12 protein-coding genes are annotated in these 14,418 nt (G+C 71.5%); 8 read left to right on the top strand and 4 right to left on the bottom strand.

The features are described 5' to 3' along the window. Positions 1–65 precede the first annotated feature (65 nt). Together AB0I15_RS54620 and AB0I15_RS54615 are read left to right on the top strand one after the other, a co-directional pair. Positions 66–1,073 carry an NAD-dependent epimerase/dehydratase family protein gene (locus tag AB0I15_RS54620; protein WP_358115614.1) on the top strand — a complete coding sequence of 336 codons (1,008 nt, stop codon included), beginning with the start codon at positions 66–68 and terminating at the stop codon, positions 1,071–1,073. Positions 1,074–1,111: 38 nt separating this feature from the next. Continuing rightward, the gene (locus tag AB0I15_RS54615; RefSeq protein ID WP_358115612.1) at positions 1,112–2,167 is read left to right on the top strand and encodes a dihydrodipicolinate synthase family protein; all 1,056 of its coding nucleotides are present in this window, start codon (positions 1,112–1,114) and stop codon (positions 2,165–2,167) included. A gap of 173 nt (positions 2,168–2,340) precedes the next feature. Here the strand turns inward: AB0I15_RS54615 and AB0I15_RS54610 are convergent, their stop codons facing one another. After that, complete coding sequence (locus AB0I15_RS54610) at positions 2,341–3,546, bottom strand: hypothetical protein (protein ID WP_358115610.1); 1,206 nt, start codon at positions 3,544–3,546, stop codon at positions 2,341–2,343. 47 nt (positions 3,547–3,593) lie between these two features. On the opposite strand from AB0I15_RS54610, the gene AB0I15_RS54605 reads away from it, so the two are divergent. The 5 genes from AB0I15_RS54605 to AB0I15_RS54585 all read left to right on the top strand — a co-directional run bounded on the left by AB0I15_RS54605 (position 3,594) and on the right by AB0I15_RS54585 (position 8,803). Then, complete coding sequence (locus AB0I15_RS54605; protein ID WP_358115607.1) at positions 3,594–4,751, top strand: DegT/DnrJ/EryC1/StrS family aminotransferase; 1,158 nt, start codon at positions 3,594–3,596, stop codon at positions 4,749–4,751. An 86-nt stretch (positions 4,752–4,837) separates the two neighbouring features. Continuing rightward, complete coding sequence (locus tag AB0I15_RS54600; RefSeq protein WP_358115604.1) at positions 4,838–6,085, top strand: sugar ABC transporter substrate-binding protein; 1,248 nt, start codon at positions 4,838–4,840, stop codon at positions 6,083–6,085. A gap of 57 nt (positions 6,086–6,142) precedes the next feature. Next, the gene (locus AB0I15_RS54595; RefSeq protein ID WP_358115601.1) at positions 6,143–7,009 is read left to right on the top strand and encodes a sugar ABC transporter permease; all 867 of its coding nucleotides are present in this window, start codon (positions 6,143–6,145) and stop codon (positions 7,007–7,009) included. Then, complete coding sequence (locus AB0I15_RS54590) at positions 7,006–7,872, top strand: carbohydrate ABC transporter permease (RefSeq protein ID WP_358115598.1); 867 nt, start codon at positions 7,006–7,008, stop codon at positions 7,870–7,872. Before AB0I15_RS54595 ends, AB0I15_RS54590 begins: the two co-directional genes overlap by 4 nt. A gap of 55 nt (positions 7,873–7,927) precedes the next feature. After that, positions 7,928–8,803, top strand: a complete 876-nt coding sequence (locus tag AB0I15_RS54585; RefSeq protein ID WP_358115596.1) for a dihydrodipicolinate synthase family protein — start codon at positions 7,928–7,930, stop codon at positions 8,801–8,803. Between the two features lie 57 nt (positions 8,804–8,860). On the opposite strand, the gene AB0I15_RS54580 is transcribed toward AB0I15_RS54585, so the two are convergent. The 3 genes from AB0I15_RS54580 to AB0I15_RS54570 are packed head-to-tail and all read right to left on the bottom strand — an operon-like array spanning position 8,861 to position 12,286. Beyond that, entirely contained in the window at positions 8,861–10,792 is a 1,932-nt protein-coding gene (locus AB0I15_RS54580) for a hypothetical protein (protein WP_358115593.1), read from the bottom strand. Between the two features lie 43 nt (positions 10,793–10,835). After that, on the bottom strand, positions 10,836–11,564 hold the full coding sequence (locus AB0I15_RS54575; RefSeq protein ID WP_358115590.1) for an amidohydrolase family protein: 729 nt from the start codon (positions 11,562–11,564) through the stop codon (positions 10,836–10,838). Next, positions 11,561–12,286, bottom strand: coding sequence for a hypothetical protein (locus AB0I15_RS54570; RefSeq protein WP_358115588.1), 726 nt, complete (start codon positions 12,284–12,286; stop codon positions 11,561–11,563). Before AB0I15_RS54570 ends, AB0I15_RS54575 begins: the two co-directional genes overlap by 4 nt. Positions 12,287–12,360: 74 nt before the next feature. Between AB0I15_RS54570 and AB0I15_RS54565 the strand changes: the two genes are divergently transcribed. Further along, positions 12,361–14,415 (top strand): hypothetical protein, encoded by a 2,055-nt coding sequence (locus tag AB0I15_RS54565; RefSeq protein WP_358115585.1) that lies wholly within the window; start codon positions 12,361–12,363, stop codon positions 14,413–14,415. Positions 14,416–14,418: the final 3 nt, after the last annotated feature.

Here is a 14,418-nt window from a genome sequence, read left to right as displayed (position 1 = left end):
CCGTTGACAGCGGAAGCCTCGCGCGGTTACGGTCTGGACCGTAAATCACGGATGGAGGAAACCGCGTGCGGACGACAGCGGAGCTCGAGGAACGGCTGGCACGGCCGAGCCCCGGGCTCGTCGACGATCTGGGCAGACTCGACGGCGACATCATGATCCTGGGCGCCGGCGGCAAACTGGGCCCCAGCCTGGTACGGCTGGCGCTGAACGCCTCCCAGGGCGACCGCCGCGTCATCGCGGTCTCCCGCTTCTCCGAGCCGGGCCTGGCCCAGGCGCTCCAGGACGAGGGCGCCACCGTGGTCGCGGCGGACGTCGCCGACGAGCGGGCCCTGCGCGACCTGCCGGACGCGCCCAACGTGGTGTTCCTGGTGGGCGCCAAGTTCGGCACGCAGGGCCGCGAGCACGCCACCTGGTTCACCAACACCTACCTGCCCGGCCGCGTGGCCGACCGGTTCGCCGGCAGCAGGATCGCCGCCCTGTCCACCGGGAACGTCTACCCCCTCGTCCCCGTCACCAGCGGCGGCAGCACCGAGGACGCGCCCGTCGGCCCCGTGGGCGACTACGCGATGAGCTGCCTGGGCAGGGAGCGCGTGCTGACGCACTTCGCCGAGACGACCGGCACGCCCCTGTCGCTGATCCGCCTCAACTACGCGGTCGAGCTCCGGTACGGCGTGCTCGTCGACCTGGCCCAGAAGGTGCTCGCGCAAGAGCCCATCGACCTGGCGACGGGTCAGGTGAACGTCGTCTGGCAGGGCTACGCCAACGAGGTCACGCTTAGGTCGCTGCTGCTGGCCGGCGTGCCCCCGTACGTGCTCAACGTCACCGGCCCCGAGCTCATCTCGGTACGGCAGGCGGCGCGCGCGCTCGGCGCCGCCCTCGGCAAGGAGCCGGTGTTCACCGGCGAGGAGGCCCCGACGGCGCTGCTGTCGAACGCCTCCCGCTGCCACCGGCTGTACGGCTACCCCGAGCTGACCCCCGCCGAGCTCATCGAGCACACGGCGCGCTGGGTCGCGGACGGCGGCCCGCTGCTCGGCAAGCCGACCAAGTTCGAACGCCGCGACGGGCGTTTCTGACCCGCGTGCTCACTCACGAAGAAAAAGGGGGACCTCACGTGCTCAGCACGGCTCCGGAGGCGCAGACGTCCGTGCGCGACCTGTTCAGGCGAGGGCTGGTGATCCCGGCCCATCCCCTCGCGCTCACCGAGGACAGGAAGCTGGACGAGCGCCGTCAGCGCGCCCTCACGCGCTACTACGTGGAGGCCGGGGCGGGCGGGCTGGCGGTGGGCGTGCACACCACGCAGTTCGCCATCCACGGCACCGACCTGCTGCCGCCCGTGCTCGAACTGGCCGCCGGCGCGGCCAAGGAGTTCCACCGCGAGGTCGTCCTGGTGGCGGGCGCGACCGGGCCCACGGCGCAGGCGGTCGCGGAGGCGGAGCTGGCCAGGTCGCTCGGATATCACATGGTGCTGCTCAGCCCGTACCGGGAGCTCGACGAGGACGGGCTGATCGAGCGGGCGCGGGCCGTCGGCGAGGTGCTGCCGGTGATCGGCTTCTACCTGCAGCCGGCGGTCGGCGGGCGCTCCCTGTCGCGCGAGTTCTGGACGCGGCTGGCGGCGATCGAGTCGGTCGTGGGCATCAAGGTCGCGCCGTTCGACCGGTACCGCACGCTCGATGTCCTGCACGGCGTCGTACGGGCGGGGCGGGCCGGTGACCTGGCGCTCTACACGGGCAACGACGACCACATCCTGGCCGACCTCATCACCACCCACCGCGTGGTCGTGGACGGGCGCGAGGTCGAGGTGGAGTTCGTCGGCGGGCTGCTCGGCCAGTGGGCGGTCTGGGTGCGGCGGGCGGTGGAGCTGCTGGAGGAGGCCACGCTGGCGCGGTCCGGCGACGACGCGGCGGTACGCCGGCTGCTCAGCCTCGACGGCCACCTCACCGACGCCAACGCGGCCATCTTCGACTCGGCGAACGGCTTCCACGGCTGCATCCCCGGCATCCACGAGGTGCTGCGCCGCCAGGGGCTGCTGGATGGCCGCTGGTGCCTGGACCCGGCCGAGGACCTCTCACCGGGCCAGCTCGCGGAGATCGACCGCGTGTGGGCCGCCTACCCATGGCTCCGCGACGACGACTTCGTGGCCGAGGGCCTGGACCGATGGCTGACATAGCAGAACCGGCCAGGGCAAGGCCGGCCCGCACACGACTGACCCGCACAGAGCCGACCGGCGCGGGATCGGCCTCGGCGGGGTCGGGCCGGTCGGCTCGGCTGCGAGGGCGCGGAAGGCCCGAGGGCCTGCGGGGTTCCGACGGGCTGTGGGGTTTCGAGGGGCTGCGGACGGGGCTACAGGGTGAGGCGGTAGAGGGTCAGGGGGCGGCCGCTGGAGCCGCTGGTCAGGTTGCCGGTGCGTTCGGCCAGCCCGGCCAGCTCCAGCCGGTGCAGCATGCGCCGCGCCGTCCGCTGCTGTACGGCGAGCCGCTCGGCGATCTCACGAGTCGTCAGCGCCTCCCCGCCCGCCGCCTCGCGGGCCTCGAGCAGCTTCTCCAGGGTGGGCACCGACAGGCCCACGCGCCGGGCCAGCACCGACAGGTTCTGCTCGCCGGAAGGTGCGCTGGTCACCGACTCCAGGACGATGTCGGTGTCGGCCCGCAATGACAGCACGGCCGCCACGTTCCCGATCCGCCGGGCCCTGGCCAGCGCCCGGCGGGCCAGGCTCTCGGCCTCCGCCGCGCTGCGACCGAGGCCGAAACCCACCCGGGCCACGCTCGTGTGGGCGGCCAGCCGGGCCAGCATGGGCAGCCCGGTGAAGCCGCCGGTGGCGTCGTACAGGGGGCCGCGGGTGGTCACCAGCAGGTGCGTGCCGCCGCGGAAGGCGGCCAGCGTGCCGCCCAGCGCGCCGGCCTCGCGCAGCAGCCCCTCCTCGCCGTCCATCTCGACCAGGCCGAGCGCGATCTGCGCGTCCTCCTGGGCCTGGCCCTCGGCGGTCAGCAGGAGCTGGCGCAGCGCCACGCGTACCGAGTGCACCGACGGCGCCAGCCGCAGCACCTGCATCTTGTCGCGCAGCTCCTCGTGCACCGAGCTGAGGCAGGTGATCACGGGGTGGGACGGGCCGCGGCGGTGGAAGTCGATGACCTTCTTGGAGGTGGTCTCCGGCCGGTAGCCGAGGGTGCGCAGCCGGTCGGTGGGCAGTCCGGCCTCGAGGAACGTGGCGGTGACGTCGGCGGGGGAGATGGTGTCGATGGACAGGCAGGTGATGTCGTGGCCTTCGTGCTGAAGGCGTACCAGGGCGCTGAGCAGTGTCGCGCCCGAGTAGTCGACGAACGCGGCGGGACGCGAGAGCACGTCGGCGTTGCGGGCCAGCATGTACGGGACGATGCCGGTGAACAGCCAGCCCTCGACCGCGGCGGTGTGGGCCTCGACGATGGCCGGGGCCTGCGACTCGTGGTCGTAGTCGAGCCGGAGCGTGCTCACCCCCGGCTGCTCCTCGCAGGTCGCCGCGACGTCGTCGACCAGATCGTGCGGGCCGACGACTCCGATGACGATACCCACCCGCGCCTCCTTCTCCCTCATTACGGACTAGACCGAAAGGTTAACCGGTGACCCTGCACTTTCCCAACATGGCCGAGCCCGCGGGCCGTACTCTCGGCGACGAGGAGGTGGCGGCACTGGAGCGGGTCATCCGCTCCGGCATGCTCAGCTCCGTCTGGGGGACCGAGACGCGGGCGCTCGAACGCGAGATCGGCGAGCTGTACGGCTCCCGCCACGCGATCGCGTGCAGCTCCGGCACCGCGGCCCTCCATCTGTCGGTCGTTGCGGCGGCGCCGGACCCCGGGGACGAGATCATCACGACACCGATCACGGATTTCGGGACCGTGGCCCCCATCTTGGCGCAGAACGCCGTTCCTGTCTTCGCGGACGTCGATCCGTCGGACGGCAACCTCGATCCGGACGCCGTGGCGAAGCTCATCGGCCCGCGAACCCGGGCGATCATGGCGGTCCACCTGTTCGGCGCACCGGCCAAGGTGGGCGAGCTGCGCGCGCTGGCGGACGAGCACGGCCTGACGCTCGTCGAGGACTGCGCCCAGGCCTGGCTCACCGAGCTGCCCGGCGGCCGCTACGCGGGCACCGCCGGCCACGTGGGCACCCTCAGCCTGCAGCAGTGGAAGCACATCACCTGCGGCGACGGCGGCCTGACCCTGACCGACGACGACGAGCTGGCCAGGCGGATGCGGCTGTTCGCGGACAAGGGCTGGGACCGGGCCGCGGGCCGTTCGCACGAGAGCCTGGGCCTCAACTACCGCATGACCGAGCTGCAGGCCGCGGTGGCCCGCGCCCAGCTCGAGAAGCTGCCCGGCGTGGTCGCCGCCCGCCGCCGCAGCGCCGAAGCCCTCGTCGCGGCCCTGAGCGGCGTCGAGGGGATCGGGCTGCCACGGCCCGGCGGGCACGCCTGGTGGCTGTTCCCGCTGGTGCTGCCCGGCGGCGGCGCGCCCGAGCTGGCGGCGCACCTGGGCGAGGCCGGGATTCCGGCGCGGGCGGGTTACCTCAAGGAGCCCCTCAACCGGGCCCCGCTGTGGGGCCGGCCGGTGTACGGCACGTCGGCCTACCCCCTCGACGGCTACCGTCCGGCCGCCTGCCCCGAGGCCGAGCGGCTCGTGGAGAGCACGCTCCTCGTCATCGACTGGAACGAGCACTACACGCCCGAGCACGTGGCGGCCATCGCGGACGCCGTCAGGAGCCGTCCCGGCAGGTCCTAGTTACGTTCATGTATCAGGCATTGACCCCGGTTCCTCCCGCTCACTAGGTTTCGGTCAGGACCGGTATTCATGAAAGGAAGCCACCGATGAGGAAGGTAGCGGCAGCCGGAATCGCGGCCGCCCTGAGCGTCGTGATCGCCGGGTGCGGGTCCGGTGGCTCGGGCTCGGACAAGAGCACGGTGACACTCTGGATGTATCCCGTCATCGCGGACCAGGCCAAGCACAAGGCCTTCTGGGACAAGGTCGAGAAGGACTTCGAGGCCAAGAATCCCACGATCGACGTCACCATCGACCAGCAGCCCTGGGACGGCCGCCAGGAGAAGGTCACCACGGCGCTGGCCTCCAGGAAGGGATTCGACCTGGTCGTGCTGGGCCCCGACCAGATCCCCCAGTACGCCCAGCAGGGCACGCTCGAGCCCGTGGACGACGTGATCACCGCCGACAAGGGCGCCTACCTGCCCAACTCGCTCACCGCGCTGAGCGTGGACGGCAAGCTGTACGGCGTGCCGATCTACCAGACGATCACGGCCCCCATCTACAACAAGAAGCTGTTCGCCGACGCGGGCGTCACCAAGGTGCCCGAGACGCTGGCCGAGCTCAAGGAGGCCGCCCCCAAGCTGGCCGCCAAGAAGGTCGCCGTCCTCGACTACCCGGGCAAGCCCGAGACCTCGCTCAACCAGAGCTTCTACCCGATCCTGTGGGCCAACGGCGGCTCGGTGTTCTCGCCCGACGGCAAGAGCGTGACCGTCAACGCCCAGCAGGGCGTCGACAGCTTGCAGCTTCTGCTCGACCTGAAGGCCGTCGGCGGCCTGCCGGAGAACACCGCCAGCAAGGCCAACGACATCGAGGGCGGCGCGCTCGCCGCGGGCAAGAGCGCGATGTACCACGCGGCCACGGCCCTCATGGCCGACCAGCTCGGCGCCGCCATCGGCGCGGAGAACGTGGGCATCGGCCTGCCGCTGGAGGGCACCAAGCGGGTCGCGTTCGGCATCCCGGGCGGGCTGGTCCTGGCCAAGCACTCCGAGAACAAGGACGTGGCCAAGAAGTTCGCCGCCTACATCGCCTCGCCCGAGGTGGCCGCGCCGCTGGCCAAGGAGTCGGGCTTCTTCTCCGCGCGCACCGATGTGACGATCCCCGACCAGTCGGCGGCGTCCAAGGAATTCGCCAAGTCGCTGGAGTTCGCCTTCCCCGGCGACACCCACCCGAAGGCCCGCCAGGTGATGGCGATGATCGCGACGCACGTACAGGCGGCGCTGATCGGCAAGGAAGACGCCAAGACGGCCCTCGACGCCGCCGCCAAGGAGGGCAACGAGCTGCTGGCCAGCGGCGGCTGACACGATCGGGGCCTCCCCCTCGGGAGGCCCCGTCTTTTCGGAAAGGTGTGAACCCCGGTGCGTCATCGCCTGCGCGATCCGATCACGGGACTGCTGTTCGTCCTCCCCATGCTGGTGCTGTTCCTGATCTTCAAGATCTTCCCCACCCTCGGGGTGGCCGGCATGAGCCTGACGAACTGGAACATCGGCGGCGAGTGGGACTTCGTCGGCGCCGACAACTACGCCCGGCTCGTGAACGACGCGAACTTCTGGTCCAGCCTGCGGGTCACGCTGGTGTACGCGGCCATCTACGTGCCGCTGGTCGTGCTGGTCTCGCTCGCGACCGCGCTGCTGCTCAACTCGGTCGTCTTCCTGCGCGGCCTGTTCCGTGGCATCCTCTTCCTGCCGTACGTCACCAGCTTCGTCTTCGCCGGCCTCATCTGGCGCTGGATCTACGAGTTCGACGGCCTCGTCAACGGCGTGCTGGCCAAGCTCGACCTCGCCCCCGTGGCCTTCATGGAACGCTCGGAGCTGGTGCTGCCCGCGCTGGCCCTCGTGTCGTGCTGGAAGGGCTTCGGCTACTCGATGCTGATCCTGCTGGCCGGGCTGAAGGCCATCCCCGGCTCGTACCTGGAGGCGGCCAGGGTCGACGGCGCCGGCCCCTGGCAGCGCTTCCGCAGCATCACGCTTCCCCTGCTCAAGCCCGCGCTCTTCTTCGTGCTCGTGATCGAGACGATCGCCTCGTTCCAGGTCTTCGACACGATCTACGTGATGACCGGCGGCGGCCCCGCCAAGGCCAGCTACACCCTGATCTACGGCATCTTCGAACGCGGCTTCAGGTTCTGGGAGTTCGGCTACGCGGCCACCTGGGGGATGGTCCTGTTCGCCGTCATCCTGATCATCTCGCTGATCCAGCGCCGCTTCGTCGGAAGGGGGAACACGTGACGTTGACGGCCACCCGCCCGGCCGCCGCCCGATCGGACCGGCGGGCCGCACCGCCCCGCCGCCGCGGCGGGAAGTGGGCCCTGTACACGCTGCTCTCGGTCATCTCGCTGCTGACCCTGGGCCCGTTCATCGCGATGATCATCGTGGCGCTCTCGCCGCGTGGCGAGCCGACCGTGCCCGCGCAGTGGCCCGACTCGCTCACCTTCGACAACATCACGCAGGTGCTGAACGCCTCCGGGTTCGCCGAGTGGACGCTCAACTCGTTCGTCTACTCGGCCGTCTCGGTGGTCGTCATCCTGCTGACCTCGTCGATGGCCGGATACGCGTTCGCCAAGAAGCGCTTCCCCGGCCGCGACACCATGCTGTGGACGTTCCTGGCCACGATGATGGTGCCGTTCCAGGCCACGCTCATCCCCCTCTACGTGCTGGTCTCCGACTTCGGCGGCGCCGACACCTTCTGGGGGCTGATCGTCCCGACGCTGGCCAACTCGCAGGCGGTCTTCCTGATGCGCCAGTTCATCCTGGGCCTGCCCGACGAGCTGTTCGACGCCGCCAAGGTGGACGGCGCCTCGGAGTTGCGCGTCTACTGGACGATCGTGGTGCCGCTGACCAAGCCGATCCTGGCCACGCTGGGCGTGTTCGTCTTCCTGTGGCACTGGAACGACTTCCTGTGGCCGCTGGTCATCTCGCAGAGCGACGCCACCCGCACGCTGACCGTGGGGCTGACGGTGCTGAAGACGGAGGAGCTGCAGTGGGCGACGCTGATGTCCTCCGCCGCCGTCTCGGCCGTGCCCTGCCTGCTGGTCTTCTTCCTGCTGCAGCGCTACCTGGTCAACAGCATCGCGATGACCGGGCTGAAGTGAGCGGCGACTGACGGCCTACGCTTGTCGCCCGGAACATCCGGTGAGGGGAGCGATGATGAGCACGCCGATCGACCCGCGCGCCGCACGGCTGCGCGAGCGCCTGCGCGGCGCCCTGGTGGCCGCCGCGGCGACGCCGATGACGCGGACGGGCGAGGTGGACCTCGACCTCGCGGAGTCGTACTACCGGCGCCTGATCGCCTCGGGCGCCGACGCGCTGGCCGTCCTGGCGCACACAGGGCGCGGCCCCTTCCTGACCCCGGACGTCCGCGCCGGCCTGATCACCCGTGCCCGCCGCACGGGCGTCCCGGTCATCGCCGGCGTCGGCACCCCCGAGGACGCCCGGACGGCCGCCGGCCTGGGCGCCGACGGGGTGCTGGTGTTCCCGACGGAGGGCGACCGGGTCGCGCTGCACGCGGAGGTCTGGGCGGCGGCCGGGGTGCCGATGATCGCCTTCGACCTGTACACCCGGCCGTGCCCGCCCGCCGTGCTGCGCGAGATCCTCGCCCACCCCGGCGTCGCCGGGCTCAAGACGGCGCTGCTGTCGGACGCGATGGGCTGCCAGGAGACGATCGCGCTCACCCACGAGGCCGGCCGGCTGGCCATCACCGGCGAGGACCGGATGTTCGGCCCGTCGCTCCTGTGGGGCGCCCAGGCGGCGCTGGTGGGCCTGGCGGCCGCGTCGGTGGAGACGACGGCGGCGGTCCTGCGCGCGTTCGCGGGCGAGGACCTGCGCGATTTCGAGAAGGCCTCCGCGCGGCTGGACCGGCTGGCGGCGGCCACGTTCACGGCACCCATGGAGGGCTATGTGCAGCGCATGCTGTGGCTGGCCGCCGAGGAGGGGCTCATCCCGGAGTCGCACGCCTGCGACCCGTACGGCCCCGCCCTGCCGGACGGGGAACGCGCCACGGTCATCGCGGCCGCCTCGGGCTGAGACGGCCTGAGCGGCCTGAGCTGAGCTGACTCAGGCCGCTCAGATGGTTCAGGTGGCTCAGATGGCGATGCGGATGAGGTTGCGGCCCTTGAGGCCGTACAGGGCCCGGCGGGAGGGGTCGATGTTGAGGCGGGAGCCGCCGCCGAACCAGTCGCTCGCCAGCCCCTCGGCGATCCGCTTCGACGTGAACGAGATCAGGTTGATCTTGTAGACCGCGTCCTCGTCGCTGGTGTAGGCGTTCAGCCCGGACAGCAGCAGGTCCCCGCCGCGCTCGCAGACCTTGAGCGTGCGGGTGACCTTGCGCCTGCGCAGGTCGTACTCGAACAGGACGCCCTTGTCGGTGATCCCGTACACGGCGAGGGGCGTGTGCTTGAGGCTCATGACGGCGTTCGCGCCCGGCACGGGCTCGATCTCCCACTTCACCCTGCGGGTACGCAGGTCGAAGGCCGCCAGTCTGGCCGTCGGGGTCACCGGCGGCGAGCCCAGGCCCTCCTGCGTGCTGGTGCCCAGGTAGGCGGTGCCGAGCAGGGTGGTCAGCGAGAACACCGTCTGGCGTTCGACGACCGGGCGGTAGGTGTCGAGCCTGCCGGTCCTCGGGTCGTAGACGTCGAGGGAGCCGTTCTGGTGCCCGGGCTCCGGCTGGGTGGACATCACGATCAGCCCGGTCAGCGTGTCGTGGACCAGGTCCTTCGGCCGGTCCTGGTTGTGGCCGGTGCGGAACAGCAGCTTGGCCTCGGGATCGCCGGCCTGGTGGGAGTAGAGGGCGGCCTGGGTGTAGACCCCGAGGTACGTGGTGTCCTTGACGGTCATGATGGTCTTCGGCTCGCCGGGGATGGGCAGCCGGGTGACCTTGCCGGTCGCCAGTTCGTGGACGTCGCAGCCGCCCTTGCCGCCGACGTAGACGCGCTTGCCGTCGGAGTGCACGGACATGGGCTCCTCGGGGGCCGCTCGGAACCCCTTCTGCACGTGGCTCACGTAGTCGATCGCGCCGGTGGCGGGGTCGTACACGAAGACGCCCGGGTCCTGGATGCCGTAGATCAGGCCGCCGTGCTCGAGGATGCGGACGGTGGCCGCCTCCGGGTACGGCACGCCGAGCACCTCGTAGGCGCCGTCCGCGATCCGGTAGCGGTAGAAGGTGCCCGTGGGCCGGCCCGCGAAGTACACCCAGCCGTCGTGGACCAGCACCGAGACGACGTACTTCTCGCCCGGTGCCGTGGCCTTGACCACCTTGTACGCGGCCGGGTTCGCCTTCTCCAGCACCAGCAGCTCGGCCAGGGAGTTCATCCCGCCCGCCACGTGCGTGTCGCTGATGGACATGCTCGACACCCAGTCGCGGTCGGCCACCTCGGCGGGCAGCAGCTCGCGCTTCTCGCCGGTCCGCCTGTCGATGGCGACGAGGTGGGCGTTGCTGCCCACGCCGGCGTACACGTGGGTGTCGTCGGCCTGGATGCTGCGGACGTACGCCTCGCCGGGCGCCGGCTGGCCCAGGTCGCGGCTGGCGCCGGTGGCGGGGTCGTACTCGACCACGCGCCCCGGCTGCGACATGCCGAGGTAGACCTTGCCGTCGGGAGAGGCGGCCATGGTCCAGATGTACGGGTCGGGGTACTCGGCGACCTTCGTGGTGGTGCCGGTGAGCGTGTCGATCTTGTACAGGTCGGACCGCGAATGGGTGCCGGCGTAGACGTCGGTGCCCACCTTGCACATCGCCCAGATGCCCACCCCGGTGGGGATCTCGAAGTGGGCCGTGACCTTGTCCTGGCCCAGGTCCCAGGCCCCGACGACGTTCGGCGCCAGGCCGCGCGAGCCCATGTAGAGCACGTCGCCGACGAACTCGCCGTTGCCCAGGGGGCTGGCGACGCTGGCCGGGCCGAGGTCGGTGATCGTGCCCTCCGGCTCGCGGCCGAAGGCTTGCGCGGGCGCGGCCGGGAGGGCTGCCGCGACGGCCACGGAGGCGGTGGCGGCTTGGAGGAAACGGCGGCGGGGGATCATACGCGGGTTCTCCTCGTGAAGGTTGGCCGCACGCTATAACGGCCTAGGCCGTAATGTCCAGATCGAAAAGCCGGACGGCGTTGCGCCACGCGACCAGCTCGGCCGTCTCCGCGTCCAGGCCGGCCGCCGCCACCGCGCCGAACGCCGAGGCCGGGTCGATGAGGGTCGAGTCGGTGCCGAAGAGCAGGCGCGTGGGGTCCACCCCGGCCGCCACCTGGGCGATGCGGCCGGCCGGGGCGTGGGAGTAGCAGGGCTCCAGGTAGAGGCGGTCGCAGGCGTTCGCGGCCTCCACGGCGTGGGCGAAGCCGTCGGCGCCCATGTGGCCCGCGATGACCCGCAGGCCGGGCGTGTCGATACAGGTCTGGGCCAGGTCCAGGACCGTGGTGCCCCAGGTGTGGACGAGCGCGGGCACCCCGGCCGCCGCGACCATGGCCAGCGCCTCGCGCGTCTGGGGAGAGTCGGCGGGCGACCTGGTGTAGTCGGTGTGGATCTTGACGCCGACGAACCTGCCGGTGGGAAGGTGTTCGCGCAGGTCCCGTTCGCCGTCGGCGAGCCTGCGGGGGTTGATGGTGACGTAGCCGAGGTGGCGGTCCTGGGTGGCCAGCCAGGCCGCCAGGGCGCGGTTGCCGGCCGGGGCGTCGTAGATCACCGCCTCGGTGGCCGACACGATCGACAGGTCGATGCCGAAGCGGTCCATGGTGGCCACGTTGGCGCCGGCCACGTCCATGGTGAAGAACCACGGGCCCCAGTGCGCGTGCACGTCGATGATCATCCGAGCAGCCTCCTCGCGTTGCCGCCCGCCACGGCGGCGATCTGGTCGGGCCCGAGCCCGCCGGTCGCCAGGCGCAGGAGGGGGACGAGCGGTTCGTAGTGGGGGGTGCGGGAGCCGTACAGGAGCCGGTCGGCCGGTACGGTCTCCAGCGCGTCGGGGGAGTTGAGCAGGCGGGTCGAGGTGTGGAAGCCCGGCTCGTCGGCGGCGGCGACGAGGAAGTCGCCGAGGTGGTAGAAGTGCGTGTCGAGGAAGACCACCGTGGCCTCCAGGCCGCTGAACGGCTGCCAGAACCGCCGCACGTCCCCGCCGGTCAGCACGACCAGGCCGAGCGCGGCGGCCCGCTTCGCGACGTGCCGGACCGAGGGGAAGCCCGCCTCGACGCCCTGCTCGTCGGGGAAGAGCCGGATGGCCTTGACGCCCAGGGGCGCGAGCCGGTCGATTTCGCGTACGGCGCCGATGGGGTCGCGCAGGTCCACCGCCCCCACCGGGACCACGGCGTCGCCCAGCGCCAGCACCTCGTCGTTGCCCGAGCGCATGTCGAACAGGGCGGCTCGCAGGGACGCCACCGCGCCCCTCCCGATACGGTGGTCGGTCAGGGTCTTCAGGACGGACTCCGGTGTCCCCGGCGGGCCGTCGCGGTCGGGATACGCGCCCACCAGCACGTCCACGTCGAGGGTCACCTCGAGCTCGCCGACCAGTTCCCATGCGTCGAACGCCGTCACGCGCGCCTCCATTGACTAATCGCGTTCAGCAGATTACGGTCTGGGCCAAAATTGGGCAACAAGGAGGTGCGGCGATGCCGCGCAGTTCCCTCGCGGTTTTAGCGGCCCTGGCCGCCACCCTTTCCCTGACGGCCGTCCCCGCCGAGGCCGTCACCCCTTCCCGGACGGCCGCCCCCGCGCAGGCCGTCACCCTTTCCCCGGCGGCCGCGCAGGCCGTCTCCCGGGGGCCCTCGTGCGACCGGCCCCGGGTGGAGACGTTCGGGCCGGCCTCGGTGACCGGGGCGATCGTGGGCGCCGTCGTCCACGAGGGCAAGGCCTACGTCGTCACCCGGGGCCAGAAGCCGCCCGTGCTCGCCGAGATCGACCTGAGCACCCGGAAGGTCGTCAGGAGCGTGTTCCTGCCCGACGCCCCGGCGACCGGGGAGCCGGAGGGCGGCTGGGCCACGGCGGTGTCCGGTGGCAAGGTGTACGTCGGGACGTACCCCGTGCCCGATCTCTACCGCTTCGACCCGGCCACCGGTGAGGTCGCGCACCTCGGCTCGTTCGGACGGAACGGCGGCTTCATCTGGAGCCTGGCCGCCGCCCCCGACGGCACCCTGTACGCCGGCACCTACCCCGACGGCCGGGTCAAGGAGTACGTCCCCGCCACCGGCGCCGTACGCGACTTCGGGGTGCTGGCCGCCGGCGAGCGCTACGTCAGGGCGGTGGCCGCCGACGCCGAGAACGTCTATGCGGGCCTGCTCGACAAGGGCAAACTGGTCGCGATCAACCGCGCGACGGGCGCCGTCAAGGAGCTGGCCCAGGGCACGGCGGGTATCGGCGTCGTGGCCGACCACGGCGACCGGGTGCTCGCGGTGAGCGGGCTGACGCTGATCGACGTACGCAAGGACGGCACCGACGCCCGGCACGTCCCGCTCGGCTCGGGCAGTCTCGACGCGCTCACCGTGGCCCCCGACGGCACCGTGTACGGCACCTCGCGCCCCGACGGCGCGGTCCACCGCTACCGCACCGGCGACAGCGCGCTCACCAAGGTCGCCGAGCCGCCGTCGCAGGACGACGAGACCAGGCGGCTGGCGCTCGTCGACGAGCACACCCTGGCCGGGTTCGCCGGCAGCGGCGGCATGTGGTGGCTGGACCTGCGCACCGGCCGCTCCGAGTTCACCGACCTGATCGAGGCCGGCCTGCCGACGGGTGCCGAACGGCCGCAGAGCATGCTGCTGGTGCCCGGCCGGGCCGTCTACGTCGGCGGTCACTTCTTCATGGACGTGCGCGACCTGCGTACCGGCGACAAGCGCAGGTTCCGCGTCCCGGGTGAGCCCAAGGACCTGGTGCGGCGCGGCGACAAGATCTACGCCGCCATCTACCCCAGCGGCCAGATCATCTCCATGGACCTGCGCACCGACAAGGTCCGCAGCCTCGGCCGCCTGGGCAACGACCAGCAGCGCCCCTGGGACATCGAGTACGACCCCGTGACGGACAAGCTGCTCGTCGCCTCCGCCCCGCTGGGCGCCAGGCTCGAGGGCGCGCTGTCGATCGTGGACCCCGACACCGGCCAGATCGACTCCTACCCGGGCGTCATCCCCGGCCAGAGCCTGATGAGCCTGTCGCTCGACTCCCGCAAGGGCATCGTCTACCTGGGCGGCGACGTCCTCGGCGGGGGCGGTGTCCCGCCGGTCAAGACCTCGGCCTCCGTCGCGGCCTTCGACCTGCGCTCCCGTACGGTGCGGTGGCAGGCGGACCCGGTCGCGGGCCTGCGCACCTTCCAGGACATCAAGGTGCACGGCGGCCTGCTGTACGGCCTCTACAAGCGCGACTCCGGCACCTGGATCGCGCTCGACCTGGCCACCAGGACGGTCAAGCACCAGGGCACCCTGTCCGGGTACGGCGAGCTGACCGTCCACCGGGGCAAGGTGTTCGCGAGCACGTTCTTCGGCGGCGGCAACGCCTACGAGCTGGGCACCGAGGCCAAGCACCTGGCCACCGGCCTGGGCGACGACTGGTACACCAACCCGCAGCTCCACTTCGAGCCCGGCTCCTGGCGGGCCTGGGCGCTGAGCGGCCGGCACCTGGCCAGGATCGACCTCGATCCGCGCTGCCCGCTCTTGACCGTTACTCCACCTCAGGGCTAATTT

Origin of the sequence: Nonomuraea sp. NPDC050643 (assembly GCF_040654715.1) — a bacterium.
Classification (GTDB): domain Bacteria; phylum Actinomycetota; class Actinomycetes; order Streptosporangiales; family Streptosporangiaceae; genus Nonomuraea.
The sequence above is the reverse complement of the archived record's forward strand: the minus strand, read 5'-3'. Positions and strand labels throughout refer to the sequence as shown.

Excerpts from the sequence above, each read along its gene's own strand:
- AB0I15_RS54565 (WP_358115585.1), top strand. The coding sequence starts at position 12,361 with ATGCCGCGCAGTTCCCTCGCGGTTTTAGCGGCCCTGGCCGCCACCCTT.
- AB0I15_RS54575 (WP_358115590.1), bottom strand. The coding sequence starts at position 11,564 with ATGATCATCGACGTGCACGCGCACTGGGGCCCGTGGTTCTTCACCATG.
- AB0I15_RS54600 (WP_358115604.1), top strand. The coding sequence starts at position 4,838 with ATGAGGAAGGTAGCGGCAGCCGGAATCGCGGCCGCCCTGAGCGTCGTG.
- AB0I15_RS54580 (WP_358115593.1), bottom strand. The coding sequence starts at position 10,792 with ATGATCCCCCGCCGCCGTTTCCTCCAAGCCGCCACCGCCTCCGTGGCC.
- AB0I15_RS54585 (WP_358115596.1), top strand. The coding sequence starts at position 7,928 with ATGAGCACGCCGATCGACCCGCGCGCCGCACGGCTGCGCGAGCGCCTG.